This window comes from Pseudomonas berkeleyensis, assembly GCF_014109765.1.
Classification (GTDB): domain Bacteria; phylum Pseudomonadota; class Gammaproteobacteria; order Pseudomonadales; family Pseudomonadaceae; genus Aquipseudomonas; species Aquipseudomonas berkeleyensis.
In genome coordinates, this window is record NZ_CP059139.1 from 566,520 (window position 1) to 592,499 (window position 25,980).

At 63.7% G+C, this 25,980-nt stretch carries 22 protein-coding genes; 12 read left to right on the forward strand and 10 right to left on the reverse strand.

From position 1 onward, the window contains the following. Positions 1 to 371 precede the first annotated feature (371 nt). A complete protein-coding gene (gene gbdR / locus HS968_RS02650) occupies positions 372 to 1,466 on the forward strand; it encodes a choline metabolism transcriptional regulator GbdR (protein WP_119692169.1) in 1,095 nt (364 codons plus the stop codon). Positions 1,467 to 1,626: 160 nt separating this feature from the next. Here the strand turns inward: gbdR and HS968_RS02655 are convergent, their stop codons facing one another. From HS968_RS02655 to HS968_RS02690, 8 genes are all read right to left on the reverse strand, one after another. Then, positions 1,627 to 1,878 carry a hypothetical protein gene (locus tag HS968_RS02655; RefSeq protein ID WP_119692168.1) on the reverse strand — a complete coding sequence of 84 codons (252 nt, stop codon included), beginning with the start codon at positions 1,876 to 1,878 and terminating at the stop codon, positions 1,627 to 1,629. A 162-nt stretch (positions 1,879 to 2,040) separates the two neighbouring features. Beyond that, positions 2,041 to 2,814: an electron transfer flavoprotein subunit beta gene (gene etfB, locus HS968_RS02660; protein ID WP_182370029.1), complete on the reverse strand. Its 774-nt coding sequence runs from the start codon at positions 2,812 to 2,814 to the stop codon at positions 2,041 to 2,043. 47 nt (positions 2,815 to 2,861) lie between these two features. Beyond that, positions 2,862 to 4,091, reverse strand: coding sequence for an electron transfer flavoprotein subunit alpha (gene etfA, locus HS968_RS02665; RefSeq protein ID WP_182370030.1), 1,230 nt, complete (start codon positions 4,089 to 4,091; stop codon positions 2,862 to 2,864). A gap of 100 nt (positions 4,092 to 4,191) precedes the next feature. Then, positions 4,192 to 6,153 carry a dimethylglycine demethylation protein DgcB gene (gene dgcB, locus HS968_RS02670; RefSeq protein WP_182370031.1) on the reverse strand — a complete coding sequence of 654 codons (1,962 nt, stop codon included), beginning with the start codon at positions 6,151 to 6,153 and terminating at the stop codon, positions 4,192 to 4,194. A gap of 143 nt (positions 6,154 to 6,296) precedes the next feature. Then, positions 6,297 to 8,357 carry a dimethylglycine demethylation protein DgcA gene (dgcA, locus tag HS968_RS02675; protein WP_182370032.1) on the reverse strand — a complete coding sequence of 687 codons (2,061 nt, stop codon included), beginning with the start codon at positions 8,355 to 8,357 and terminating at the stop codon, positions 6,297 to 6,299. A gap of 93 nt (positions 8,358 to 8,450) precedes the next feature. Next, positions 8,451 to 8,981: a DUF5943 domain-containing protein gene (locus HS968_RS02680; protein WP_182370033.1), complete on the reverse strand. Its 531-nt coding sequence runs from the start codon at positions 8,979 to 8,981 to the stop codon at positions 8,451 to 8,453. Between the two features lie 121 nt (positions 8,982 to 9,102). Further along, positions 9,103 to 10,080, reverse strand: coding sequence for a dipeptidase (locus HS968_RS02685; protein WP_182370034.1), 978 nt, complete (start codon positions 10,078 to 10,080; stop codon positions 9,103 to 9,105). Positions 10,081 to 10,333: 253 nt separating this feature from the next. Then, a complete protein-coding gene (locus HS968_RS02690) occupies positions 10,334 to 11,281 on the reverse strand; it encodes a GlxA family transcriptional regulator (protein WP_182370035.1) in 948 nt (315 codons plus the stop codon). A 462-nt stretch (positions 11,282 to 11,743) separates the two neighbouring features. Between HS968_RS02690 and choX the strand changes: the two genes are divergently transcribed. The 4 genes from choX to HS968_RS02710 all read left to right on the forward strand — a co-directional run bounded on the left by choX (position 11,744) and on the right by HS968_RS02710 (position 15,333). Further along, positions 11,744 to 12,676 (forward strand): choline ABC transporter substrate-binding protein, encoded by a 933-nt coding sequence (gene choX, locus HS968_RS02695; protein ID WP_106737462.1) that lies wholly within the window; start codon positions 11,744 to 11,746, stop codon positions 12,674 to 12,676. 96 nt (positions 12,677 to 12,772) lie between these two features. After that, positions 12,773 to 13,660 (forward strand): BKACE family enzyme, encoded by an 888-nt coding sequence (locus HS968_RS02700; RefSeq protein WP_182370037.1) that lies wholly within the window; start codon positions 12,773 to 12,775, stop codon positions 13,658 to 13,660. Positions 13,661 to 13,796: 136 nt separating this feature from the next. After that, positions 13,797 to 14,762: an L-carnitine dehydrogenase gene (locus HS968_RS02705; protein WP_119692160.1), complete on the forward strand. Its 966-nt coding sequence runs from the start codon at positions 13,797 to 13,799 to the stop codon at positions 14,760 to 14,762. A gap of 97 nt (positions 14,763 to 14,859) precedes the next feature. Continuing rightward, the gene (locus tag HS968_RS02710) at positions 14,860 to 15,333 is read left to right on the forward strand and encodes a thioesterase family protein (protein WP_182370039.1); all 474 of its coding nucleotides are present in this window, start codon (positions 14,860 to 14,862) and stop codon (positions 15,331 to 15,333) included. Positions 15,334 to 15,390: 57 nt separating this feature from the next. Here HS968_RS02710 and HS968_RS02715 read toward each other — a convergent pair whose 3' ends face one another. Then, entirely contained in the window at positions 15,391 to 15,786 is a 396-nt protein-coding gene (locus tag HS968_RS02715) for a YkgJ family cysteine cluster protein (protein WP_106737458.1), read from the reverse strand. Between the two features lie 260 nt (positions 15,787 to 16,046). Here HS968_RS02715 and HS968_RS02720 point away from each other — a divergent pair, with 260 nt between their 5' ends. The 7 genes from HS968_RS02720 to HS968_RS02750 all read left to right on the forward strand — a co-directional run bounded on the left by HS968_RS02720 (position 16,047) and on the right by HS968_RS02750 (position 25,444). Beyond that, entirely contained in the window at positions 16,047 to 19,652 is a 3,606-nt protein-coding gene (locus HS968_RS02720) for a DUF2339 domain-containing protein (protein WP_182370041.1), read from the forward strand. Continuing rightward, positions 19,649 to 20,998: a DUF3999 domain-containing protein gene (locus HS968_RS02725; RefSeq protein WP_182370042.1), complete on the forward strand. Its 1,350-nt coding sequence runs from the start codon at positions 19,649 to 19,651 to the stop codon at positions 20,996 to 20,998. Before HS968_RS02720 ends, HS968_RS02725 begins: the two co-directional genes overlap by 4 nt. A 223-nt stretch (positions 20,999 to 21,221) precedes the next feature. Continuing rightward, positions 21,222 to 22,895 (forward strand): histidine kinase N-terminal 7TM domain-containing diguanylate cyclase, encoded by a 1,674-nt coding sequence (locus tag HS968_RS02730; protein ID WP_182370045.1) that lies wholly within the window; start codon positions 21,222 to 21,224, stop codon positions 22,893 to 22,895. A 62-nt stretch (positions 22,896 to 22,957) separates the two neighbouring features. After that, entirely contained in the window at positions 22,958 to 23,965 is a 1,008-nt protein-coding gene (locus HS968_RS02735) for a class 1 fructose-bisphosphatase (RefSeq protein WP_119692155.1), read from the forward strand. Then, positions 23,965 to 24,567, forward strand: a complete 603-nt coding sequence (locus HS968_RS02740) for a DUF924 family protein (protein ID WP_182370046.1) — start codon at positions 23,965 to 23,967, stop codon at positions 24,565 to 24,567. Before HS968_RS02735 ends, HS968_RS02740 begins: the two co-directional genes overlap by 1 nt. Positions 24,568 to 24,637: 70 nt before the next feature. Then, positions 24,638 to 24,889, forward strand: a complete 252-nt coding sequence (locus tag HS968_RS02745) for a hypothetical protein (protein WP_119692153.1) — start codon at positions 24,638 to 24,640, stop codon at positions 24,887 to 24,889. A 12-nt stretch (positions 24,890 to 24,901) separates the two neighbouring features. Beyond that, positions 24,902 to 25,444: a lipocalin family protein gene (locus tag HS968_RS02750; protein WP_182370047.1), complete on the forward strand. Its 543-nt coding sequence runs from the start codon at positions 24,902 to 24,904 to the stop codon at positions 25,442 to 25,444. Between the two features lie 40 nt (positions 25,445 to 25,484). On the opposite strand, the gene HS968_RS02755 is transcribed toward HS968_RS02750, so the two are convergent. Further along, the gene (locus tag HS968_RS02755; protein ID WP_182370048.1) at positions 25,485 to 25,922 is read right to left on the reverse strand and encodes a hypothetical protein; all 438 of its coding nucleotides are present in this window, start codon (positions 25,920 to 25,922) and stop codon (positions 25,485 to 25,487) included. Between the last annotated feature and the right edge of the window lie 58 nt (positions 25,923 to 25,980).

Here is a 25,980-nt window from a genome sequence, read left to right on the forward strand (position 1 = left end):
CGCGAGCTTTTGGTGCGGCCAGAAATGGTCTTGTCCATGCTCGTGGTGACCGGTCGGTCGAGGTTGTTACCGTCCGTCCGTTACTGCCGCTGTTGGGCGTCGTAGCACGCCCCTCAGGCAGTGCTACCGAAATGCTCAAGCCCCCGTGGTACATGGGCTCGCGAGCGGTTCGCCGGCTTCTTTCTCATCCCTCAGAGCCCCGCCTGGTGCGCCACGCACCGATGGTCTATTTTTTATTGAACACGCATTCAATTTAGGCATGACCTTTGCCTAGATATGGATAGCGGCCCGGTTGCCGAAACCCGGGCGAGAACAAAACAGAGGCCCATTTCAAATGGGCTCATACCGTGCTTAGCGTGAGGGTTTCATCGATGTCGCAGTTCACTCAAGGGGCACAACCCCAGAACCGTGTCGCCCAGTCCATCGGCTTTCTCCTGCTGGACAACTTCACCCTGATTTCCCTCGCTTCGGCGGTGGAGCCCCTGCGCATGGCCAACCAGCTTTCCGGCAAGGAGCTGTATCGCTGGCACACCCTCACTCACGATGGCCTGCCGGTCAGTGCCAGCGATGGCTTGCAGATCACCCCGGACGCCGCGATGCAGAATGCCCCGGCCCTGGATGCAGTGATCGTCTGCGGCGGCGTGGATATCCAGCACAGCGTCAAGCGTGAGCATGTCAGCTGGCTGCAACTGCAGGCGCGCCAGGGCCGTCAGCTGGGTGCGGTGTGCACCGGCAGCTGGGCGCTGGCCAAGGCCGGTCTGCTCGATGGCTATGACTGCAGCGTGCACTGGGAATGTCTGGCCTCGATGCAGGAAGCCTTCCCACGTGCCGCCATCACCACTCGCCTGTTCTCCATCGACCGTAACCGCAACACCAGCTCTGGCGGCACTGCGCCGATGGACATGATGCTGCACCTGATCGGTCAGCTGCATGGCCGTGAACTGGCTGCCGGCATCTCCGAGATGTTCATCTACGAGCGCATCCGCAACGAGCAAGATCACCAGCGCGTGCCGCTCAAGCACATGCTTGGCAGCAACCAGCCGAAGCTGCAGGAAATCGTCGCGCTGATGGAAGCCAACCTGGAGGAGCCGATCGACCTCGACGAGCTGGCCTGTTTCGTCGACATCTCGCGCCGTCAGCTTGAGCGCCTGTTCCAGAAGTACCTGCACTGCTCGCCGTCGCGCTATTACCTGAAGCTGCGCCTGATCCGTGCGCGCCAACTGCTCAAGCAGACCAGCATGTCGATCATCGAAGTCGCGTCGGTCTGTGGCTTCGTGTCCACCCCGCATTTCTCCAAGTGCTACCGCGAGTACTTCGGCATTCCGCCGCGTGATGAGCGCGCCGGCCAGTCGGGTTCCAACCTGGTGGTGTTGCTGCCGATCCCCGAGCATCAGGTCAACTCAAGCGCCGTGCTGGCGCTCAATCGTGCTCAGGGTGAGTCGACCTTCGCCAGCGTGCGTATCTGAGTCGAGTCGCAATGAAAACGGGGCGCCAATGGCGCCCCGTTTCGTTGTGGGGTTGAGTTGGGCGTGAGTCGCTTCGGCCCAGCGTTCTTCTGTTGAGATAGGTGCGCACGGCGCACCCTACAGTTGTCCGTCCGTAGGGTGCGCCATGCGCACCGATAGATCAGGCGGGTTTCGGCACCAGGGCTGGCAGCAGATGCCGGCTGATGGCTTCACGCACGTTGGGCAGCAGGGTTGCGCTGCCGCCGAGCAACTCCTCGACTAGGCGACGCAAGGCGACGGCGCGCTCGGGGCTGAGGCCGCTGACGGCCAGCTCGCAGGCCTGTTCCGGCGAGGCGCCCGATGGAATGCTCAGGCCCAGGGATACCAGGCGCTCGCGAAAATCTTCCTGGTCGATCAGATCGGCATGCATCATGGTCGTGACTCCTTGTGGCAAAGCAGGCGTTTAAAAACGTAGGCGAGGCAGCCAGTACAAGGCAAAAACAGGCGAAAAAGCGGAGTTTACGAGTTGTAAATGAGCATTTTGAGCCTGTTTTTAACGCAGTAATGGCAACGCAGGTAGTTTTTCAACTGCCTGCTAGCGCAGGACGCCTTCCTCGATCAGTAGTTTGAAGATAGCTTCAGCGCCGTCTTGTGGCGAGACATCCTTGAGTATCTGACCGCCGCCACCACTGGCTTTGGCCGTGGCCGCCTTCATACGTTCCGCTCCCGTCTTGGCCTTGATCACCTTGAGGCGCTTGGGTCGTGGCTTGGCCGGTTGCAAGGTAGCGCTGGCCAGCAGCGGATCGTCTACCACCGTGACTTCATGAGCTTCGATCAGGCCGCGGCGGGCCGGGCCGAAGGCGCTCTGCCGCGCGACCGGCGCGGCGTTGTCGACACTGGCGACGCAGGGCAGGCGTACCTTGAGCCGGCGCCGCTGACCCCGTGGCAAGGCTTGCAATACCTGAGCCACGCCGTTTTCCACTTTCTCCACTTCGGCCAGGCCGACGACCATCGGCCAGCCCAGGCGCTCGGCCAGCAGGAACGGCAGCATGCCCGAACCCTCGCCGGTTTCCGCCTGGCTGCCGGTCAGCACCAACTGCGTGCGGCTGCCTTGCAGGTAGTCGACCAGTAGCGGCAGGGCGTCGGCGCTGTCTGGTTGCTCCAGCACATCGAGCTGTTCCAGGCCCATGCCCAAGTAACCGCGCAGGGCTTCGGCCTGCGGGTCGCCAGCGTGCAGCAATTGCAGGTTCTGCCCGGCCAGGCGCAGGCCGAGCTCCACCGCACGGGCGTCCTGCTCGGCGCGCCGTGGACGACCGGAGGTCGGGTGAGCGCCCACCGATACCAGGGCGACGATATTCAGATCAGTCATGGTGTCCCCGTAGCCCGGATGCAATCCGGGAAAAATGGTGGTGCCCCTTACGCCGCATCACGTTTGCCCTCCTGGCGCCAGGCTGCGACGCGCTCGATCAGCGCTTGCAGGATTGCCGCCGAGTCGCCGATCACCGAGAGGTCAGCTCGTTTGATCATGTCGCAGCCGGGATCCATGTTCACCGCCACCACCTTGTCGCAGGCGCCGATGCCCTGCAGGTGCTGGATGGCGCCGGAAATGCCGACTGCCAGGTAGACACGGGCGGTCACCCAGGTGCCGGTAGCGCCGACCTGACGGTTACGCGGCATGAAGCCATCGTCCACGGCCACGCGCGAGGCGCCTTCGGTGGCACCGAGGGCGACGGCGGCCTGGTGGAACAGCGTCCAGTCTTTCACGCCGTTGCCGCCGGAGAGAATGAACTCGGCTTCGGCCATGGGAATTTGTGCTGGGTTGACAGCCACCGGGCCTAGATCTTCGATGCGCGGCAGGCTGTGGGCGACCTTCTCGCCCAGTTCCAGCGCGCGAACTTCATGGCGAGTTTCGCTGACCGGCTCGGCGCATTCGGCGGCGGCCAGGATCAGCCGTGGCAGTGCGCGCTGAATGTCCTGCTGGCCGGCACCGGCGCGGCCGGTGGCTTGTTCACCGGCGACCTGCCAGACGCGGGTGGCTGGACGCTCACCGAGTTTGGCGGCCAGGCGCCGGCCCAGCTCGCCGCCACCGGTGCGGCTGTCAGGCAGCAGCCAGTGACGTGGCGCCAGCTGGCTTTCCACGGCGCTCAGTGCCAGTACACGGGCTTCCGGGGCGTAGCCGTCGAAGGCGTTGCCCTCGATGCGTAACAGGCGGTCGACGCCGGCTGTGTCGAAAGCGCTTTCCTTGTCCTCACCGAATACCACGGCTACGACGGCGCCGCTGTCACCGGCCAGCTTGCGGGCCAGGCCGAGCAGGTCCTTGTCGTGGCTGGACAGACGTCCGCCGACCATGTCCGGTACCACGCAGACGTGGAAGGCTGGTTGATCGAGGATATGCAGCGGCAGTTGCACTGCGACGCTGGCGCTGCTGCGTTTGCTGCTGGTGCCCTGCTGGGCGCCGCTGCGGTCGATGCGCTTGAGCCCGGCCGGGCCGATGAATCCAGCGGCGATGGCATGCGGGTTCTTGCGGATGATGCCATTGGGGCCCATCCAGCTGGTTTCGGCCTTCTGCATCGACGCATGCAACGGGTGCAGGCGGTTACGGGCGATCCACTCGGCGCGAGGGTCGCGGCGGATGATGTCGCTCATTGCATTGCCTCCAGGTTGAGCGTAGGGCGGGTGCAACCCGCCGGACAGGTGTTGGCGGGTTGCACCCGCCCTACATCCGTCGTGGTATGCAGTCGCTTCATCACTGCACCTCCGCCACTTCGCGCTTGGCGGCGGGCCGCTTGGCCGGCACCTCGGTGGCTTCGATCAGTACCTCGGCCACCAGCTCGGCGATGTCCTTGATCTCCGGACGCGGCGCGACCACACCTTCGAGCATCGCGGTGCACTGTGGGCAGCCGACGGCGACCAACTCGGCGCCCGTTTCCTTGATGTCGACCATGCGCATATCGGGGATACGCTGCTTGCCAGGAATGTCGGTGATCGGTGCGCCGCCACCGCCGCCGCAGCAGCGTGAGCGGAAGCCCGAGCGTTCCATTTCCTTCACTTCGATGCCGATGGCCTTCAGCACCGAACGTGGCGCTTCGTACTCGCCGTTGTAGCGACCGAGGTAGCAAGGATCGTGGTAGGTCACGCTGGCGGCCTTGCTTTGACCGAGGTTGAGCGAGCCCTTGCGCACCAGTTCGTCGATGAAGGTGCTGTGGTGCAGCACCTGATAATCACCGCCGAGCGCGCCGTATTCGTTCTTCAGCACGTGGAAGCTGTGTGGGTCGCAACTGACGATGCGCTTGAAGCGGTACTTGGCCAGGGTAGCGATGTTGCGCTTGGCCAGGTGCTGGAAGGTCGCTTCGTCGCCCAGGCGACGGGCCACGTCGCCGCTGTCGCGCTCTTCCAGGCCGAGCACGGCGAAGTCGACGTCGGCAGCCTTGAGGATCTTCACGAAGGCGCGCAGGGTGCGCTGATTGCGCATGTCGAAGGCGCTGTCACCGACCCAGAACAACACATCGGTTTCGCCCTTATCGGCGAGCAGCGGCAGGTTCAGGTCGGCGGCCCAGTTCAGGCGACCGCCGGGGTTGAAGCCGCCGGGGTTGTCGGTGGCGATCAGGTTATCCAATACCTCGGCGCCCTTGTTCGGCGTCGCCCCCTTCTCAAGCGTGAGATGACGGCGCATGTCGACGATGGCGTCGACGTGCTCGATCATCATCGGGCATTCCTCGACGCAGGCGCGGCAGGTGGTGCACGACCACAGGGTGTCGGCATCGACCAGCGCCTTGCCTTCGAGGGCGACGATTGGCTGGTGCGGGCCGCCACTGTGTTCGCCCAGCGGCTTGCCAGGGTAGGGCGAGCCAGCGAACTTGGCGTCGCTGCCGCCGGCCAGGCCGATGACCATGTCTTGGATCAGCTTCTTCGGGTTCAGCGGCTGGCCGGCGGCGAAGGCCGGGCACATGGCTTCGCACTTGCCGCACTGCACGCAGGCGTCAAAACCGAGCAGTTGGTTCCAGGTGAAGTCGGTGGGTTTTTCCACGCCCAGCGGGGCTTTGTGGTCGTCCAGATCGAGGGCTTTCAAACCGGTGGAGCGGCCACCGCCGAAGCGCTCGGCACGGCGGTGCCAGGCCAGGTGCAGGGCACCGGCGAAGGCGTGCTTCATCGGCCCGCCCCAGGTCATGCCCAGAAACAACTCGGACACGCCCCAGGCCACGCCCACTGCGAGGATGGCGGCGAGAATCCATCCACCAAAACCAGCGGGAAGAATCCCAGCAACCGGCAACGTGGCGATAAAGAAGCTGACGGCGAACATCAGCAGGCTTTTCGGCAGGCGCATCCACGGGCCTTTCGACAGCCGCGAGGGCGGATCGAGACGGCGCTTGGCGACGAACAGGGCGCCGACGAACATCAGCACCGTGGCGGCCAGCAGGGCAAAGCCGAGGATGCGGCTGTGCAAGCCGAAGCCGTGCACGACGATGGCCAGCACGGCGGCCAGTACGAAGCCACCGGCGGTGGCGACGTGGGTCTTGGACATGTATTTGTCGCGCTCGACCACGTGGTGCAGATCAACCAGATAGCGACGCGGCATTCTCAGCAGACCGCCGATCCAGTCGACCTTGGCTGGTCGGCCGCGCCGCCACATGAAGAAGCGCTTGGCCGCCCCGATGACCGCGAGGGCCAGGGCGGCGAAGAGCAGGATGGGGAGAATGGTGTTTAGCATGATGGCTCCTGGCGAACTCATCGAAACGCAGCGCAGTCCTGTAGGAGCGGCTTCAGCCGCGATGCCGTCGGCTCTCCGAGTGACATCGCTTCGCGGCTGAAGCGGATCGCCGTCCGGCCGCTCCTACGTGAATCAGAACGCCGTCAGAAGTCCTTGCACAGGCGCAAGGCGTCGTAGATCGCCGCGTGGGTATTGCGCTGGGCCACGCAGTCGCCGATGCGGAACAGCAGGTAACCATCGCCCGGCTCGCTCAGGCACGGCTGCGGCTTGATCGCGAACAGTGCGTCGACGTCGATCTGACCCTTGTTGCGCGAGCCTTCCTTGAGTGCGTAGTACAGCGATTCGTTGGGACGCACGCCGTTCTCCACCACCACCTGGTCGACCACGCGCTCTTCCTTGGCTCCGGTGTATTCGTTCTCCAGCACGGCGACCAGCTTGTCGCCTTCGCGGTAGACCTTCTCCAGCATCAGGTCGCCGGTCATGATCACTTCTTTCGGATACAGGCTGCGGTAGTAGGTCGGGAAGCTGGTGCCGCCGATGGCCACGCCCGGCTTGATGTCGTCGGTGACGATCTCCACCTGTGCGCCCTTGTCGGCCAGGTAGTCGGCGACCGACATGCCGGTGAACTCGCAGATGGTGTCGTACACCAGTACGTTCTTGCCTGGTTCGACCTTGCCTGAGAGCACGTCCCAGCTGCTCACCACCAGGCCTTCGTCGGCGCCCCAGTGCTCGTTTTGTTCGAGGAACGGATGGCCGCCGTTGGCCAGCACGATGACGTCCGGGCGCAGGTCGAGGAGGGTCGCCTCGTCGGCCGCGGTACCCAGGCGCAGGTCGATGCCCAGGCGCGCCAGTTCCAGCTGGTACCAGCGGGTGATGCCGGCGATCTGGTCGCGTTGCGGAGCGCGGGCGGCGATGGTGATCTGCCCGCCGAGGCTGTCCTGCTTCTCGAACAGGGTCACGTCGTGGCCACGCTCGGCTGCGACACGTGCTGCTTCCATGCCGGCCGGGCCACCACCGACGACCACCACCTTGCGTTTCACGCCGGTGGTTTTCTCGATGATGTGCGGCACACCCATGTACTCGCGACTGGTCGCGGCGTTCTGGATGCACAGCACGTCCAGGCCCTGGTACTGGCGGTCGATGCAGTAGTTGGCGCCGACGCACTGCTTGATCTGGTCGATCTGGCCCATCTTGATCTTGGCGATCAGGTGCGGATCGGCGATGTGCGCACGGGTCATGCCGACCATGTCCACGTAGCCGCCTTCGAGAATGCGCGTGGCCTGGTTCGGATCCTTGATGTTCTGCGCGTGCAGCACCGGTACCTTGACCACTTCCTTGATGCCGGCCGCCAGGTGCAGGAACGGCTCCGGCGGGAAGCTCATGTTGGGGATGACGTTGGCCAGGGTGTTGTGGGTGTCGCAACCTGATCCAACGACACCAATAAAGTCGAGCATGCCGGTGGCGTCGTAATAGGCGGCGATCTGTTTCATGTCCTCGTGGGACAGGCCGTCCGGATGGAATTCGTCGCCGGTGATGCGCATGCCGACGCAGAAGTCGTCGCCGACTTCCTTGCGCACGGCCTTGAGCACTTCCACGCCGAACTTCATGCGGCCCTCGAAGGTGCCGCCCCATTCGTCGGTGCGCTTGTTCACGCGTGGCGACCAGAACTGGTCGATCAGGTGCTGGTGCACGGCGGACAGTTCGACGCCGTCGAGACCGCCTTCCTTCGCGCGGCGTGCGGCCTGGGCGTAGTTGCCGATGATGCGCCAGATTTCCTCGATCTCGATGGTCTTGCAGGTGGCGCGGTGTACCGGTTCACGGATGCCGGACGGCGACATCAGGGTCGGCCAGTGGTAGCCGTCCCAACGCGAGCGGCGGCCCATGTGGGTAATCTGGATCATGATCTTGGCGCCGTGCTTGTGCATGGCGTCAGCGAGATTCTGGAAGTGCGGGATGATGCGGTCGGTGGACAGGTTCACCGAACTCCACCATTGCTGCGGGCTGTCGATGGCCACCACCGACGAACCGCCGCAGATGGCCAGGCCGATGCCGCCCTTGGCCTTCTCCTCGTAGTACTTCACGTAGCGCTCGGTGGTCATGCCGCCATCGGTGGCATAGACCTCGGCGTGCGCAGTGGAGAGCACGCGGTTGCGGATGGTCAGCTTGCCGATCTGGATCGGCTGGAACATTGCTTCGAAGGCCATGACCTTCTCCTCGATTCGGCTGCTACGCGCTCACGGTGCGCGGTGTTCTTTCGTGGGGTGGATGGCTTGCGCCACCCACCGTGGCGTTCGGCTTTAAAGCGGGCGGGTGACGAACAGGCCGTCGTCGTGGCCCTCTTCGGCGCCGCTGTATTCCTGCACGGTGACGGTGCGGATCGGGCTGCCCTTGGCGGCCAGGATCTGGTCGATGGCACCGGAGAACCAGCCGGTGAACATGTAATCCACCTTGCGATTCACCTTGCCGTAGACGTAAACGAAGGCCGAGTGCTTGAGCTTGACCTCGGCATGGCCGGTTTCCAGGTCGAGCTTCTGCGTTTCGAACAGGCCCCAGCCACGCTGCGACAGGCGCTTCATGTAGTGCTCGAATACGGCGGCACCTTCAAGGCCGTGGCACTCGGCTTCTTTCTCGCACCAGTGCCAGGCGGACTTGTAGCCGGCCTTGTAGAGAATCTCGGCGTACTTGTCGGCGCCGAGCACTTCCTCGATGCCCATGTGGTTGTTGACGAAGAAGTGGCGCGGCACGTACAGCATCGGCAGCGCGTCGGTCGTCCAGACGCCGGTTTCATCGTCGACCTGGATGGGCATTTCGGGGGCGTGGGTGGCCATGTACGCAAACTCCTGAGTTCGAATCGTAGGAGCGGCTTTAGCCGCGAAGCTTCAGGGCATACCGCCCCTTCGGGACGGATCGCGGCTGAAGCCGCTCCTACAGAAATTGGGGGGGAGGGGCTTACTCGCCCCAGACGTCTTTCAGTACGCGTACCCAGTTCTCGCCCATGACCTTGCGCACAACGCGCTCGGGCATGCCGCGTTTGAGCAGGGTCTCGGTAAGGTTGGGGAACTCGCCCACGGTACGGATGCCCAGTGGGTTGACGATCTTGCCGAAGTTGGTCAGGCGGCGGGCGTAACCCTTGTCGTGGGTCAGCCACTCGAAGAATTCCTTGCCGTGGCCCTGGGTGAAATCGGTGCCGATGCCGATGGCATCTTCGCCAACGATGTTCATCACGTACTCGATGGCTTCGGCGTAGTCGTCGATGGTCGAGTCGATGCCCTTGGCCAGGAACGGCGCGAACATGGTCACGCCGACGAAACCACCGTGATCGGCGATGAACTTCAGTTCTTCATCGGACTTGTTGCGCGGGTGTTCTTTCAGGCCGGACGGCAGGCAGTGCGAGTAGCAGACCGGCTTCTGGGATTCGAGGATGACCTCTTCGGAGGTCTTGGAACCGACGTGGGACAGGTCGCACATGATGCCGACGCGGTTCATCTCGGCGACGATCTCGCGGCCGAAGCCGGACAGGCCGCCGTCGCGCTCGTAGCAACCGGTGCCGACCAGGTTCTGGGTGTTGTAGCACATCTGTACGATGCCCACGCCGAGCTGCTTGAACACTTCGACGTAGCCGATCTGATCCTCGAACGCGTGGGCATTCTGGAAGCCATAGAGAATGCCGGTCTTGCCTTGTTCCTTGGCCTTGCGGATGTCGGCGGTGGTGCGTACCGGAATGACCAGGTCGCTGTTCTCGCGGATCAGGTTATTGCTGGTGACGATATTGTTCACCGTGGCCTGGAAGCCTTCCCACACCGACACGGTGCAGTTGGCCGCAGTCAGGCCGCCCTTGCGCATGTCTTCGAACAGTTCGCGATTCCACTTGGCGATGATCAGACCGTCGATGACGATGCTGTCGGCGTGTAATTCGGCTGGGCTCATCAGGCTTGTCCCCTAAACGGATGCACCGAGTCGGTTGTCGGTGCTTTGGGGAGAGCTTATCCCTGGGGGACTGGGCGACCCGGTGCAAAAACGACTGGGGGTTTGCCGAAAGCGTCAAGCCGAGGTCGTGGACGGATATGTCGTCGCTCCGACCGCTTATACGCAACTTGGATTGGACGGTAGGGTGGGCCGTGCGCACCGCGAATTGCACGGTATTGAGTTGTGTACACGATATGGGCAGCCCTGCGGCATCCTACGAAGCTGGCCGCTCGTGGCGATCCTGGCTGGGGCTGGCGGTGAAGCGTTTGCGGTAACTGCGCGAGAAATACGAGGCCGAGTCGAAGCCGCAGGCCAGGCTTACCTCCAGCACGCTGAGATCGCTCTGGCGCAGCAGCTGGCGCGCCTTGTCCAGACGCAGGCCGAGGTAGAAGGCTGACGGCGTGGTAGCCAGATGATAGCGAAACAGCCGCTCCAATTGACGTATGGTAATGCCTACCCGTTCGGCCAGTTCTTCGCAGGGCAGGGGCTGTTCGCATTGGCGCTCCATCTCGCCGATCACCCGCACCAGTTTCTTGTTGTGCAGGTCATAGCGGCTGGCGATCTGCATGCGCTGGTGATCCAGGCGGGTACGGATGCGGCTGACCACGAACTGTTCCGACACCTGCACGGCCAATGGCTCGCCATATTCCTGGCCGATCAGGCCGAGCATCAGATCGAGGCTGCTGGTGCCACCCGCGCTGGTGATGCGCTTGCCGTCGATCTCGAACAGTTCCTGGGTGACCAGCAGTGCCGGGTAGCGTTCCCGAAAGGCGTCGATGGCCTCCCAGTGCAGGGTCAGGCGCTGATGCTGGAACAGCCCGGCTTCGGCCAGCACGAAGCTGCCGGTATCGATGCCGCCCAGAATCGCCAGTTCAGGCTCGCGCCGTTGCAGCCAGTGCGCCAGATGCGCGTCGTAATGGGCCAGTGGCTCGAAACCGGCGATCACGAACAGCGCGCGCGCCTCCTCAGGCAGCTCCAGGCCGCCATCGACGTTGAGCGACATGCCGTTGCTGGCCTGCACGGCGTTGCCGTCCTGGCTGAGCAGGCGCCAGCGATAGAGTTCGCCACGAAAGCGATTGGCCACCCGCAGCGGCTCGATGGCCGACATCAGACCCATCATGGAAAAGCCGGGTAGCAGCAGGAAGCAGAAGGTCTGGGGCATACGCTTATTGCGCCAGTACTGGAGTGGTCGGTAGCCCGGATGCAATCCGGGAGCTGGATTCCCGGATTGCATCCGGGCTACGGCATGTTCGATCCAAATAGGAACGGCCAGACATTAATACGCCAGTACGGCCCCTGTGCAAACAAGTGGTCGACATAGGTCAATCAAGCGTCGTCCAAGTGCGAATAACCCACTGGAGCGAAGCGTAAGGTGGTTTCATCGGGAGACAAGGTTCCCGAGCACGGTGGGGGCCAAGAACCTATCCACGATCTGCTGCGCGTCGGCGCTACTGCGTTAAAAACAAGCTCGAAATGCTCATGTACAAAAGTACAGTCGCCCGCGACTCCGACCTTTCCTCGCTTGTTTTTGCCTTGTATTGCTCTAGCTCGCGAGATCGTGAACAGGTTCTGGGTCTCTAGAAAAAAGAAATAGAACCGCTGTGACACGATGAGGAGCACCCAGATGAAAGGTCTTACCGCGCTGGCCGCGTGCTGCACCCTGAGCCTGTTCAGTACCTCCCTGCTGGCCGATGATGCCAGTTGTAAAACCGTTCGAATCGGCGCCGTTGGCTGGACCGACGTGGTTGCCACCACCGCTGTCGCCAGCGAATTGCTGCAGGGGCTCGGTTACGAAACCAAGCAGACCCAGGCATCGCAACAGATCATCTTCGCCGGTATCCAGAAGGGGCAGATCGACGCCTTCCTCGGCTACTGGAAGCCGATCATGGATGACAACATCAAGCCCTTCCTCGACGCTGGCGCAGTCAAGGTCGCCGCCGAGCCGTCGTTGAACGATGCCGTGGCGGTACTTGCGGTACCGAGCTACACCGCCGACAAGGGCCTCAAGACCCTGGCCGATATCGCCAAGTTCAAGGACGAGCTGGACGGCAAGATCTATGGCATCGAAGCCGGTTCGGGCGCCAATACGGCGATCCAGAAGATGATCGACTCCAACCAGTTCGGTCTGGGTGGCTTCAAGCTGGTGGAGTCCAGCGAGGCAGGCATGCTCGCCGCCGTCGGCCGCGCCGCGCGTAACGAGAAACCCGTGGTGTTCTTTGGCTGGAAGCCGCACCCGATGAACCTGTCGATGCAGATCACCTACCTGACCGGAACCGAGGACGTGTTCGGCCCCAATGACGGCGCCGCCACCGTGTCCACCGTCACTGCACCGGACTATGCCGAGCGCTGCCCCAACGCCAACCGTCTGCTCACCAGCCTGCGCTTTACCAGCGAGCAGGAGGCCGAGCTGATGCAGCCGATCATGGATCGCAAGGCGCCAGCGCAGGTGGCGCGTGACTGGATCAAGGCCAATCCGCAGGTGGTCGAAGCCTGGCTCGATGGCGTCACCACCCTCGACGGCAAGCCGGCCAATACGGCACTGGTCGCCGGCAACTGACATCAGGGAGCCGGGTTGCCCGGCGCCCATTCCCCCTATTCAAGGTCTGCGGCCATGCCGTCGGCCCCCGTTCGCCCCTGGAAAGGACAGTCGAAGATGAATTACGAAGTTATCGTCACCTGCGCGGTGACTGGTGCTGGCGATACTGTCGGCAAACACCCCGCGATCCCGGTCACGCCCAAGGAAATCGCCGCCGCCGCCATCGAGGCAGCCAAAGCCGGCGCCACCGTCGCCCACTGCCATGTGCGCGACCCGCAGACCGGCAAGCCAAGCCGCGATGTGGCGCTGTACCGTGAGGTGGTCGAGCGTATTCGTGAAAGCGATACCGACGTGATCATCAACCTCACCGCTGGCATGGGTGGCGATCTGGAGATCGGCAAGGGTGAGCAGCCGCTAGAGTTCGGAACCGGCACCGATCTGGTCGGGCCGATCACCCGGCTGGCGCACGTCGAGGAACTGCTGCCGGAAATCTGCACCCTGGACTGCGGCACGCTGAATTTCGGCGACGGCGACTTCATCTACGTCTCCACCCCTGCGCAACTGCGTGCCGGCGCCAAGCGCATTACCGAACTGGGGGTGAAGGCCGAACTGGAAATCTTCGACACCGGCCACCTGTGGTTCGCTAAGCAGATGATCAAGGAAGGCCTGCTGGACGACCCGCTGATCCAGCTGTGCCTGGGCATTCCATGGGGCGCGCCGGCCGATACCACCACCATGAAGGCCATGGCTGACAGCCTGCCGTCAGGCATCACCTGGGCCGGCTTCGGTATTGGCCGCATGCAGATGCCGATGGTCGCCCAGGCCATGCTGCTCGGCGGGCATGTGCGCGTTGGGCTGGAGGACAACATCTGGCTGGATCGCGGCGTGCACGCCAGCAACGGCCAGTTGGTCGAGCGCGCCATCGAGATCATCGAGCGCCTCGGCGGCCGCGCCCTGAGCCCGGCCGAGGGCCGGGAAAAGATGAAGCTCAAACCCCGACGCTGATACCGCTTTCTCCCCTCTCCCGCTTGCGGGAGAGGGGCAGGGGCGTATGCCCAGCGCCCCGTAGCCCGGATGCAATCCGGGGCATTCCCTACGCCAATCCCCGGATTGCATCCGGGCTACATACAAGGAACCCGAGATGACCTTCGTCACCGATATCAAAACCTTCGCCGCCCTTGGCACCGGCGTGATCGGCGCCGGCTGGATCGCCCGTGCCCTGGCCCATGGCCTCGACGTGATCGCCTGGGATCCGGCGCCTGGCGCCGAGCAGGCGCTGCGCACGCGTCTGGCCAATGCCTGGCCGGCGCTGGAAAAACAGGGCCTGGCGCCCGGTGCTTCGCTGGATCGCCTGCGTTTCGTCGACAGTATCGAGGAATGCGTGCGCGATGCCGACTTCATCCAGGAAAGCGCGCCCGAGCGCCTCGACCTCAAGTGCGAGCTGCACGCCAAGATCAGTGCTGCGGCACGCCCCGACGTGCTGATCGGCTCCAGCACCTCGGGACTTTTGCCCAGCGAGTTCTACGCAGATTCCACGCATCCCGAGCGCTGCGTGGTCGGTCATCCCTTCAACCCGGTGTACCTGTTGCCGCTGGTGGAAGTGGTGGGCGGGGCGAAGACTGCACCCGCAGCGGTGCAGGCGGCGATCACGGTGTACGAGTCGCTGGGCATGCGCCCCTTGCATGTGCGCAAGGAAGTGCCAGGGTTTATCGCTGACCGTCTGCTCGAGGCGTTGTGGCGTGAGGCGTTGCACCTGGTCAACGACGGCGTGGCGACCACAGGCGAGATCGACGACGCGATCCGCTTCGGCGCCGGTCTGCGCTGGTCGTTCATGGGCAGCTTCCTGACCTACACCCTGGCCGGTGGCCCAGCTGGCATGCGCCACTTCATGGCCCAGTTTGGCCCGGCTTTGAAGCTGCCCTGGACGTACCTGGAGGCACCGGAACTGACCGAGGGGCTTATCGATGCGGTGGTCGAAGGCACTGCCGAACAGCAGGGCGAACGCAGCCTGGATGCCCTGGAGCGCTATCGCGATGATTGCCTCTTGGCGGTGCTGGAAGCGATTCGCCAGACCAAGGCCAAGCATGGCTTTGAATTCGCCGAGTAACCGAGTCATGCCCGGTGCGCACGGCGCACCCTACAGACCGACTCCTATCTAGCTCCCCTCTCCCGCTTGCGGGAGAGGGGCTTATCGGAAGACGAACATGAGTCTGCCAACCTATCGCACCGCCATCGCCCCCGATTGGGTCGACTACAACGGCCATCTGCGTGATGCTTTCTATCTGCTGATTTTCAGCCATGCAACCGATGCGCTGATGGACATGCTGGGCCTGGACGAAACCGGTCGCGCTCGCACCGGCCACACCCTGTACACCCTGGAGTGCCACCTCAACTTCCTGGCGGAGGTGAAGGAGGGCGAGCGCGTGGAAGTTCGTACTCAACTGCTGGCCCACGACGCCAAGCGCCTGCATATCCATCATGGCCTTTATCGGCCGGGCGAAGAGGCCAGTCTGGCGGAAAGCGAACAGATGCTGATGAACATCGACATCGCTACCGGCCGCGCCGCGCCTTTCGATGAGCAGGTGGCCGAGCGGGTGGCGCGCCTGGCTGCCGAGCAGCAGAACCTGCAACGCCCTGCCTGTGTCGGGCGTGTCATTGGCCTGCGCCGCGCTTCGTAGGGGGTCGCGGGGCCGCCCAGGTTGCGCGCACCAGCGTCACTGCCCGCGCAGCAACCCTTATTTGGGCTTATACGCGCAATACCCCGGCCGTGGGCCGACCTTGGGATGATGGCGGCAGGTGTCCGGGCGTTTGTCGTAGACGGTGCACAGGCGTGTCTTGCGATCCAGGAACAGGCAGTCGTTGTTGGACATGCGGATCAGGGTGAAGATGCCTGACTTCTGATTGAAGCGCTCGACGATGCCGTCTTTCTGCAGACGCTTGGCGATGTTCTTCGGCGGTTCGCTGCGCTCGAATTCGTCCACCAGCTCCAGGCGAATCAGGTCGTTCAGGCGCACCTCCACTGGCATAGTGCAGCAGCTGGACATGCAGCTGTGGCACATGTCGGCAGTGTATTTGGCCCAGGTTTCCAGGCGGTCGATCTCTGCTGCGGCTATCAGGCGGGGTTTTATCATGATGCTCGGGAGGCCTGTCTTCTGCGGCGGACTGTTCGCTTCGCGCCCGAGTCCGCCCTACGGTCACGGGGCGGCGATAATAGCGGGCGCGTGGCGTTTGTGAAGCACCGGCTGGCGGTTGCGTCTTTTCCGTTGTGCCTGTGAACCGTTTAGCAGTCGTCTCTCTGGGTGTTGATAGATGCGCCCTCTATACTGGTGCCCGCCTCGGGTGGCCGGCAGGAGTGCGAGGCGACATCTACCTCAGGATTGGGACATAACGCATGCAATGGATTTTCATGCTGGTCGGTTTGGTGCTCGGTGCGGGTGTCAGTGAATCGGCCACCGGAGCGCTTCTCGGCGGCCTGATAGGCCTCAGCCTGGGCCAGGCGCTGCGTCTGCAAGGGCTGGAGCAGCGTAATGCTCAGCTGGCTGCGCAGCTCAAGGAGTTCGCCGCGCGTTTCGAGCATGGTACTCGCGCCATTCACGAACGGCTGGTCAAGGTCGAGCAGGGCGAGCGAGGTGAGCCAGAACCAGCCCCGCCTCAAGCGCCTGTCGAACTCGTTGCCAGCTCCGCGCCCGAACCCCAGCCCGAGCCGGTCGTTGCCGAAGAGCCTCTGCCGGAACTGGACTGGACGCTGGAACCGTTGCCGGAAATCGAAACGCCTCCTGCCACTGAACCTGTGCCGCTGGCTGCCCAGGTCGCCCTCGAACCTCAACCAGCAGCGCAGCAAAGCCCTTGGCGCGAGCAAGCGCCGCGTGAGCCGAACCTGATCGAGCGTGGCATCGCCGCGGCCAAAGCCTGGCTATTTGGCGGCAACACCGTGCTGCGGGTCGGCGTGGTGTTGCTGTTCCTCGGTCTGGCCTTCCTCCTGCGTTACGCCACCGAAGGCGTCGAGGTGCCGGTAGAGTTGCGTTACATGGGCGTAGCCGCCAGCGCTCTAGCGTTGCTTGGCCTGGGTTGGTGGTTACGTCGGCGTAATCGTAATTACGCCCTGGTGCTGCAAGGCACCGGTATCGCCGTGCTGTACCTGACGGTGTTCGCCGCGATGCGTCTGCATCCGCTGCTCGATCCGGGCATGGCGCTCGGCCTGCTGGTGGCGGTGACGCTATTCTCGGCGGTTCTCGCCGTGCAGCAGAATGCCCTCGGCCTGGCCGCTGCTGCTGCGCTCGGTGGCTTTGCCGCCCCGATCCTCACGTCTACCGGCAGCGGCAACCATGTCGCGTTGTTCTCCTACTTCGCCCTGCTCAACGCCGGCATCTTCGCTATCGCCTGGTTCAAGGCCTGGCGCCTGCTCAACCTGATCGGTTTCGTCGGCACCTTCGGTATTGGTTTCGCCTGGGGCTTGCGCTCCTATACGCCCGAGCTGCTGGGCAGCACCCAGCCGTTCCTGATCCTGTTCTTCCTGATGTACGTGGCCATCGGCCTGCTGTTCGCCCGGCGTACCCTGCGTGATGCGGCGGATGCGCCCGAGTCGCGTGGCGAGTTGCTGCGTTGGTCGCTACGGCGTGGTGACTACGTCGATGCCACCACGCTGTTCGGCCCGCCACTGGTCGGTTTCGGCCTGCAGGTAGCGCTGGTGCGGCATATCGAATTCGCCGCCGCGTTCAGCGCCCTTGGACTGGGGCTGTTCTATCTGCTGCTGGCGCGGGTACTCAAGGCACGTGCCGGTGAACGTGCGCTGCTGCTGGTGGAAACCTGCCTGGCGCTTGGCGTGGTATTCGCCAGCCTGGCCATTCCGCTCGGGCTCGACGCCCGCTGGACGGCGGCGGCCTGGGCAGTGGAGGGCGCCGGTATCTATTGGCTGGGCTTGCGCCAGGGCCGGCCGCTGGCGCGCGCTTTTGCCCTGCTGCTGCAGGTGGGAGCGGCTCTGGCCTTTATCAGTGGCCTGGATTATGGCTACGGCAGCCTGCTCGACGGTTCGCCGCTGGGCGCGCTGATGCTGGGGGCGGCGCTGCTGTTCAGCTACTGGCAGTTGCGTCAGGCGCCGCAGGCTGCCAGCCCCTGGGAAAACCGCCTGCTGCCCTGGTTGGGGCTGGCCGGGCTGGCATTCATCTACCTGATTGCGCCGCTGCTGTTCGAGGCGCCCGGCACTGCCATCGCCTGGGCGCTGGCTGGGTTGGCGACCCTGTTCATCGGCCTGCGTATCGCCGCGCCGAGCTTCGTCTACAGCGCTTTCGCCATCCAGTTGCTCGGCGGCTTGCTGTTCCTCGGGCAGATGGCGCTGGATTCGCTGTTTGGCAGTGGCGGTTTCAGCGCCGGCTGGTTCGGCCTGCTGGCGGCGTCGATGGTGGGCTTCGGCCTGATCGCCGGCATGCTGCTGGCGGCGCGTGATCCACATATTCGTGAGAATCGCCGACTGCTCGGCGCACTGTCCATGGTGATGCTGGTGGGCCTGGTGTTCATCAATCTGGCGGTGCTGTTCGTGCTGCCCTGGGTGGCGGCTGCCGCAGTCTGGGGAGGTACGGGATTGCTGATTCTCTGGCTGGCGCTTTATCTGCAGCAGCGCGCGGCTTTTCTGTTCAGCCTGGTATTGCAGGTGTTCGCTGGCCTGGCATTCCTGGCGGCGGGGCCGTTGCTGCTGTCGGGAGTCAGTGGCGAGGGCCTGTCGCCGCTTGCGCACACCGGTTTCTGGACGCCTGCCGTACTCGGCCTGGCTGCGCAGGTCGGCGCCTGGCGATTGCACAGCCTGAAACGCAATGGAAGGGATACCGGGTTCGATGGTGCCAGCCTGCAGCGTTTGGGCCAGCTGTTGCTGGCCTGGGGCGCCGCCTGGTGGGCCATGGCCCTGGTCAGTGAGGTGGTGCGCTTCGTGACCGCGGAGCTGCAGAGCAGCGTCCTGCTGATACTGGCAGCCTTGTCGACATTGATCTGGATGCTGCTGGCACTGCGCACCCGCTGGCGCGAGTTGGCAGTCTTGTGCAGCCTGCTGGCACCAGTGGCCGGGTTGATCCTGATCCATGCCTGGCATCCCCTCTATCATCCAGCCGCCAATTTCGGCTGGCTGGGGTGGGCTGCCGTGATCGCGGTGCATCTGCTGGTGCTGCGACGACTGACCGATCTGTTGCCGAGTACGCCTGCCAGTGTTGCCCATGTGCTCGGTTGCTGGTTGCTGCTCGGGGTGTTGGCGTTGGAGCTGCGCTATCTGTTGCTGAGCCTGTCCGATCATTACAACGCCTGGCGCTGGCTGGGCTGGGCGCTGCTGCCTACCGCCTATCTGTGGGCGATGGCGCAGGCACGTCGCTTGCCGTGGCCGGTGGCCGGTTTCGAGCGTGAGTATCGTCTGTGGGCGGCGGCACCGCTAGCGGCGATGATGCTTGTCTGGTTCTGGCTGGCCAATGCCAATAGCGCCGGCGACAGCGATCCGTTGCCCTATCTGCCGCTGATCAACCCGCTGGAGCTGGGTTTGCTGCTGTGCCTGGGTGCATTGTTCGTCTGGGCGCGCGATGCCTTGCCGCGCTTTGGTCTGGAGCCGACGCGGGCTCTGCAATTGGTGCAGGGCGTTGCAGGGCTGTCGCTGTTCGCTCTGCTGACGGTGATGGTGATGCGTACGGCGCACCACTGGGGCGACGTGCCTTGGCACAGTTCGGCCCTGTTCGATTCGATGTTGGTGCAGGCAGGTCTTTCAATCGTCTGGACGCTGATCGCCCTGGCACTGATGCTGTTCGGTCACCTGCGCGTGCATCGCGAATTGTGGCTGGTCGGCGCTGCGCTGATTGCCCTGGTGGTGGCCAAGTTGTTCTTCGTCGAGCTGGGTAATCGTGGCGGGCTGGAGCGTATCGTGTCGTTCATCGGTGTCGGCGTGCTGCTCCTGGTGGTGGGTTATTTCGCACCGTTGCCGCCACGCAAGGCTGAGGAAGCCTCCCCGAACAAGGAGTCGTTATCGTGAGAATCATCGCTGCGCTTGTGGCCCTGAGCCTGTCGCTGATCGCCGCTGTACAAGCCGAGGAGCGCCAGCAGGATTATCGTCAGCAGCTGCCGCTGGTGCTGGAGGGCGCAGGCCCCTGGTATCGCGTCGAGCTGCCGATGGCCGTGCATTCCGCTGCACAGCATGCCGATCTGCGCGATCTGCGTATCTTCAACGCTCAGGGGCAGGCGCAGGCTTATGCGCTGCTGGCTAGCCAGCGTGAATCACGTGATGAAGAGCAGGAGCACGGCGTTCGCTGGTTTCCGCTGTATTCCGATGGTCAGCAGAGCGGCGTGCCCCGCTTGCGCGTGCAGCGCAGTACCGACGGTACGTTGATTGAGCTGAGTGGCGATGAGCCTGCTACGGCGCAGCGCCAACTGCGTGGCTGGCTGCTCGATGCCAGCGCCATCGACGCGCCGCTGGTGCGTCTGAACCTGAGCTGGAGTGGTGGTGAGGAGGGTTTTCAGCGCTTCTCCATCGAGGCCAGCGACGATCTGCAGCATTGGCGTGCCTGGGGTGAGGGGCAGGTGGCGCGTCTGAGCTTCGGTGAAGAGCGCATCGATCAGCGTCAGGTGGAGCTGCCGGCCCAGTCTGCACGTTATGTGCGCCTGCTCTGGCACAGCCCGCAAAAGGCCCCGGAGCTGGATGTGGTGACATTGCGCAGTCGCCGCCAGTCCAGCAGTCCGGCGCCTTTGGTCTGGTCTCAGCCCATGCCCGCGCAAGCGCTGGGCGACGGCAGTTATGAATGGCAATTGCCGCAGGCGCTGCCGCTGGAGCGCCTGCGCATCAGCCTGGATGAGCCCAACACACTGGCGCCGGTCTGGTTCGAAGCGCGTTCGCGTGAGCAGGATCCCTGGCGTGCATTGACCAGCGGTGTGCTCTACCGCCTGCCGCAGGATGGCCGTGAAGTGCGCCTGGACGAGCTGGCCTTGCCTGGCTCGCCAGTGCGTCAGTTGCGGCTGAAGGTCGATGCACGCGGTGGTGGCCTGGGCCAACAGCCGCCGACGGCAGCCTTCGCTGTGCGAGCCACCCAGTTGGTATTCCTTGCCCGTGGCGAGCCGCCTTACCGATTGGCCGTAGGGCGCGGTGATGCCACTTCGGCAGCCTTACCCATCAGCACACTGATTCCCGACTATTCGACCGAGCGCCTGGCTTCGCTGGCCCGTGCCGAGGTCGATGTCAGCGCCGCTCAAACGGTCGTGGAGACCGCGCCGGCTACGGCAGGCACGGACTGGAAGCGCTGGGGACTCTGGGCCGTGTTGCTGCTGGGCGTGGCGTTGCTGGCCGCAATGGCGGCGAGCCTGCTGCGGCGCCCTGAAAAAGGCTGAGTCGGCAGTCGAGAATGCACGTCATTACTGTCTAAGCGGATCTTTTGCAGTATCGTAGGCAGCGTTCACGGTTTCGTCGGTCGGGAAGTATCGCCGCGTTGTGGGGCGTGAGCAGTTTCGGGCGCCCCGCGCCCTCTACTCTGGTCAGGAAGGCCCGCTTGCGTACCTCGACTCGCTTCCTCGTCCCCGCTGCCAAGTGTGTCCGTCGACGGAGGCTCCGTTGATGCAGGCCTGTCTGGCACCGGGCTGGTCACCGTCGCCACCCGTTCTCGTCACCTTGCTGGTGTGCTTCGGCGTCATCCTGCTCGCCCACTGGATGACCCGCCAGCGCGATTTTCCCGGACGTGACAGCTTTATCCTGCTGCACCTCTCCAGTCTCTGGTGGATGGCCTGCGCGTCGCTGGAACTGAGCGTGATGTCGGCCGAGTGCAAGATGTTCCTCTCCGGCATGGCCTGGCTGGGCATCCTGTTCACGCCGACATTCTGGGCCGTGTTTCTCTGGCAGTACGTCAACAGCGTGCGTACGCCAGTGCCGCGCGCGGGTGTCCTGGCGCTGAGCCTGATGCCGCTGTTGGTGTGGATCATCGCGCTGAGCAACCCCTGGCATGGCCTTTTCTACCTGGCCAGTAGCGGGCCGATCGACGACAGCCCTGGCGCCCCGGTGCGCTATCAGCATGGCCCGCTGTTCTATGCCACGGCAGTGTACGTCTACCTGTTGATGGCCTTCTGCATGGGGGTGGTGGTGCGGGCCGCTGTGCTTAGCCAGGGCCTGCATCGACGGCATTACCTGGGCTTCGTCCTGGTCACGGCGGCACCCTGGACGGCCAACGTCGCCTACGTCGTATTTGGTTGGACGGTCTTTGGCGTCGATCCCACCCCCTTCTGTTTCGCCTTCACGCTGGTGGCTTTCGCCTGGTTGATCCTCGGTGTGCGTCTGTTCGATCTGTTGCCGGTGGCTCGTCACCTGCTGCTGGAGGCGTTGATCGATCCGGTGCTGGTGGTCGATCCGCGTGGTCGGGTGATCGAGGCCAACCCGGCAGCGCTGAAACTGGCGGGCCTGCAACAGGGCTGGCAGGGACGAACGCTGGTCGACTGGCCGGTATTCGGTGCCGATTTGCAGCGTTTGCTCGAGCAGCACGAAGCTGAGGCGAGCGAGCAAATGCTCACCCTGACCAGCGCCGCACGTTATTACGAAGTGCGCGTGCGGTGGATCGAGCGCACCACGCGCAACGGCCCGGTGCTGCTTGGGCGCATGCTCTACATCCGCGATGTCACGCTGCGGCACCTGGCCGAACTCAAGCTGGCCGAGGCGCTGGCGCTCAGCGAAGAGCGCCTGAGCACCATCTCCAGCCTGCATGAGCAACTGCGCGAGCAGGCGCTGTGCGACCCGCTCACCGGGCTGTACAACCGGCGCTACCTGGACGAGTTCTTCGCCCGTGAACTGGCGCGGGCCCAGCGCGAGAAGCTCCCGTTGGCCCTTGCGTTGATCGATCTCGACCACTTCAAACGACTCAACGACGAGTGTGGTCACCTGGTGGGGGACGATGTGCTCAAGGCCGTGGCCCAACACCTGCTGGACAACCTGCGTAGCACGGATGCGGTGTTCCGTATCGGTGGCGAGGAGTTTCTGCTGATATTGCCGGGGGCCGATTCCGCAGAGGCGCGCAATCGTTTGCAGAACATCTGCTCGCAACTGGCGCAGCAGGAGATCGCCACCCGTGGTGGGCATCAGCGTGTGACGCTGTCGGCTGGCTTGGCCCATTGGCCCCAGCAAGGGCAGACGCTGGATGAACTGTTGCAGGCTGCCGATGCGGCGCTTTACCAGGCCAAGCGTGGTGGGCGTAACCGAGTCTGTTGCCTGGCGTCGAACGCTGAGGCTGGCCATCCATCCCGCTAGGCAGCATTCAGCGGCGACTCGGGTTAAACTGCGCGCGTTTTTTCCCCTTTCCGGAGCCGTCCATGTCCCGCGTCACCCTGAGCCGCTACCTGATCGAGCAGACTCGCAGCCATAACACCCCGGCCGACCTGCGTTTCCTTATCGAAGTCGTGGCGCGGGCCTGCAAGGCGATCAGCCATCAGGTCTCCAAGGGCGCCCTTGGCGGCGTGCTGGGCAGCCTGGACAGCGAGAACGTGCAGGGTGAAGTACAGAAAAAACTCGACGTGATCTCCAACGAAATCCTGCTGGAAGCCAACGAGTGGGGCGGCCACCTGGCCGGTATGGCGTCCGAGGAAATGGACAACGCCTACCAGATCCCCGGCAAGTACCCGAAGGGTGCCTACCTGCTGGTATTCGATCCGCTGGACGGCTCCAGCAATATCGATGTCAACGTCTCGGTCGGCACTATCTTCTCCGTGCTGCGTTGCCCTGATCGCAACGGCCAGACCGGCGACCTGGGCGAGGAAGCCTTCCTCCAGCCGGGCACCCAACAGGTCGCTGCCGGTTATGCCATCTATGGCCCGCAGACCATGCTGATGCTGACCATGGGCGATGGCGTCAAGGGTTTCACCCTGGATCGTGAGCTGGGCAGCTTCGTGCTCACCCACGACAACATCAAGGTGCCGGAGTCCACCAAGGAATTCGCCATCAACATGTCCAACCAGCGCCACTGGGAAGCCCCGGTGCAGCGTTACGTTTCCGAACTGCTGGCCGGTGAGACCGGGCCGCTGGGGCGTAACTACAACATGCGCTGGATCGCCTCCATGGTGGCCGATGTGCACCGTATCCTCACCCGTGGCGGCGTATTCATGTACCCGCGCGATGCCCGCGAGCCGGATAAGCCCGGCAAGCTGCGTCTGATGTACGAGGCCAATCCGATGTCGATGATCATCGAGCAGGCCGGTGGCGCTGCCACCGATGGCAGCCAACGCATTCTCGACATCCAGCCCACCTCTCTGCACCAGCGTGTGCCGGTATTCCTCGGTTCGAAGGAAGAAGTGCTGCGCATCACTGCCTACCACCGCAGCTGATGCAACCCTGGCAGCCGCTGCTTGACTGGTGGTTCGGTGCCGATCACGGCACGGCCTCCGAGGTGGCAGCGGCGCGTCATCAACTCTGGTTCGGCAAACGCGAAAGTCAGGATCAGGAGGCCAGCGAGCGTTTTGGCGCGTTGGTCGAACAAGCTCTGGCCGGTGGACTGCAAAGTTGGCGAGAAACTCCGCAGGGCTGGCTGGCCTTGCTGATTCTGCTCGACCAACTGCCGCGTATGATCTTTCGCGATACGCCGCGCGCCTTCTCTGGCGATGTCCGGGCCCGGCCGTTGTTGCGCGATGGCCTGGCGAGTGGTCTGGATTGCGGGTTGGCGCCAATCCAGCGCGTGTTCGCCTACCTGATTTTCGAGCATGCCGAAGAACTGGCCTTGCAGGATCGAGCGGTCGAGCTTTTTCGCCAATTGCTCGATGAAGCCGATGCCGATGAACGTGCGCTGTTCGCCAGCTATCTCGACTTCGCCGAGCGTCATCAGCAGGTGATCGCTCGCTTTGGTCGTTTCCCTCATCGCAATGCCATTCTCGGCCGTGCGTCCACTGACGAAGAACAGGCCTTTCTACGGGAACCTGGCTCGCGTTTCTGAACTCCAAGCGGGCAAGTCGTCGCCGGCTATGCCAAGCTTGCTGGCACCTTCCCATCAGGAGTTTCACTTCATGTCGATGCGTATCGTCGCGTTGCTCGCCTGCTGCCTGTTGGCCGCCTGCAGCAAGATCAATCAGGACAACTATTCCAAACTCCAAGCGGGCATGAGCAAGGCCGAAGTGGAGAGCCTGCTCGGTGCACCGGGTGAATGCGCGGGCGCGCTGGGCATGACCAGCTGTACCTGGGGCGACGACAAGGCTTATATCAGCGTCCAGTACGCCGGGGACAAGGTGATGCTGTTCTCCGGAAAGGGCCTCAAGTAAACGGGAGATTCCATGCGTTCGATTCTTATCGCCAGTGCCTTTCTCGCCTTGGCCGGCTGCGCCAACTCCGGTACCGGCCGTATTCCAATGGAGCCGCCGCAAACCATGCAGGTCGACCTGCAGCGCTATCAGGGCACCTGGTACGAGCTGGCGCGTTTGCCGATGTTCTTCCAGCGCAATTGCGTGCAGTCCGAAGCGCACTACGGCCTGCGTGACGATGGGCGCATCGACGTGACCAACCGTTGCCGTGACGAAGATGGCGAGTGGCAGGAGGCCAAGGGCACCGCCGAGCCTCAGGTCGAGGGCCGCACCGACAAGCTGTGGGTGCGCTTCGACAACTGGGCCAGCAAGCTGCTGCCGATCAAGGGCGACTACTGGGTGATCTACCACGACGAGGATTACCGCGTGGCGTTGGTCGGCCACCCCGAGCGCAAGTATCTCTGGTTGTTGTCGCGCACGCCGGAGGTGGATCAGGAAACCCGTGACAAACTGCTGTCGGTCGCCCGCGAGCAGGGTTACACCACTGGCGATCTGATCTGGCGCAAAGCCGATTGACGACCTATTGGCCGTAGCCCGGATTGCACCGGGCTGCGGTTCACTCCCAGTCCAGGCGCGCCAGTTTCCAGTCGTCGCCGTCCAGCCACCATTCCAGTTTCACCGAATAATGCCGCGCACTGTCGGGGATCAGCCCCTCGGCACCGGTCAGGCCGACTTGCGCCTCGGTATAGCCCTTGCTGCTGATGGCCGGGTCGATCCAGCTGTTCTTGCCCAGAGCGATGACCTTGATGTTCTTGTGACGCAGGAACAGCAGCGCCATGGTGCGTTGTGCCCAGTTGCGATCCAGCTCCTGGCGGGCAAGGAATTCGGCATGCAGCTGATCCATCACCGCGCCGGTGCCTTTTGCTTCGATATTGTCCTGTAGTTTCTGCACGGCGGCTTCCAGTGCCGCCTGTGGGTCATCGCGACCGCCACAGCCAGCGAGCAGCAGAGTGAAAGACAGAAACAATGACCACGCTAGATGACGCATCGACATGCTGAACTTCCTTTTCATGGTTATGATGCCCGGCAGAGCGGAACACGGCAGCTGTAGC

Coding starts and splice junctions, on each gene's coding strand:
- HS968_RS02735 (WP_119692155.1), top strand. CDS start 22,958: ATGTCCCGCGTCACCCTGAGCCGCTACCTGATCGAGCAGACTCGCAGC.
- HS968_RS02750 (WP_182370047.1), top strand. CDS start 24,902: ATGCGTTCGATTCTTATCGCCAGTGCCTTTCTCGCCTTGGCCGGCTGC.
- etfB (WP_182370029.1), bottom strand. CDS start 2,814: ATGACTGATCTGAATATCGTCGCCCTGGTATCGGTGGGCGCTCACCCG.
- HS968_RS02715 (WP_106737458.1), bottom strand. CDS start 15,786: ATGATAAAACCCCGCCTGATAGCCGCAGCAGAGATCGACCGCCTGGAA.
- HS968_RS02685 (WP_182370034.1), bottom strand. CDS start 10,080: ATGAGCCCAGCCGAATTACACGCCGACAGCATCGTCATCGACGGTCTG.
- HS968_RS02745 (WP_119692153.1), top strand. CDS start 24,638: ATGTCGATGCGTATCGTCGCGTTGCTCGCCTGCTGCCTGTTGGCCGCC.
- HS968_RS02700 (WP_182370037.1), top strand. CDS start 12,773: ATGAATTACGAAGTTATCGTCACCTGCGCGGTGACTGGTGCTGGCGAT.
- HS968_RS02705 (WP_119692160.1), top strand. CDS start 13,797: ATGACCTTCGTCACCGATATCAAAACCTTCGCCGCCCTTGGCACCGGC.
- dgcB (WP_182370031.1), bottom strand. CDS start 6,153: ATGCTAAACACCATTCTCCCCATCCTGCTCTTCGCCGCCCTGGCCCTC.
- HS968_RS02740 (WP_182370046.1), top strand. CDS start 23,965: ATGCAACCCTGGCAGCCGCTGCTTGACTGGTGGTTCGGTGCCGATCAC.
- HS968_RS02680 (WP_182370033.1), bottom strand. CDS start 8,981: ATGGCCACCCACGCCCCCGAAATGCCCATCCAGGTCGACGATGAAACC.
- etfA (WP_182370030.1), bottom strand. CDS start 4,091: ATGAGCGACATCATCCGCCGCGACCCTCGCGCCGAGTGGATCGCCCGT.
- HS968_RS02720 (WP_182370041.1), top strand. CDS start 16,047: ATGCAATGGATTTTCATGCTGGTCGGTTTGGTGCTCGGTGCGGGTGTC.
- dgcA (WP_182370032.1), bottom strand. CDS start 8,357: ATGGCCTTCGAAGCAATGTTCCAGCCGATCCAGATCGGCAAGCTGACC.
- gbdR (WP_119692169.1), top strand. CDS start 372: ATGTCGCAGTTCACTCAAGGGGCACAACCCCAGAACCGTGTCGCCCAG.
- choX (WP_106737462.1), top strand. CDS start 11,744: ATGAAAGGTCTTACCGCGCTGGCCGCGTGCTGCACCCTGAGCCTGTTC.
- HS968_RS02730 (WP_182370045.1), top strand. CDS start 21,222: ATGCAGGCCTGTCTGGCACCGGGCTGGTCACCGTCGCCACCCGTTCTC.
- HS968_RS02655 (WP_119692168.1), bottom strand. CDS start 1,878: ATGATGCATGCCGATCTGATCGACCAGGAAGATTTTCGCGAGCGCCTG.
- HS968_RS02710 (WP_182370039.1), top strand. CDS start 14,860: ATGAGTCTGCCAACCTATCGCACCGCCATCGCCCCCGATTGGGTCGAC.
- HS968_RS02755 (WP_182370048.1), bottom strand. CDS start 25,922: ATGTCGATGCGTCATCTAGCGTGGTCATTGTTTCTGTCTTTCACTCTG.
- HS968_RS02690 (WP_182370035.1), bottom strand. CDS start 11,281: ATGCCCCAGACCTTCTGCTTCCTGCTGCTACCCGGCTTTTCCATGATG.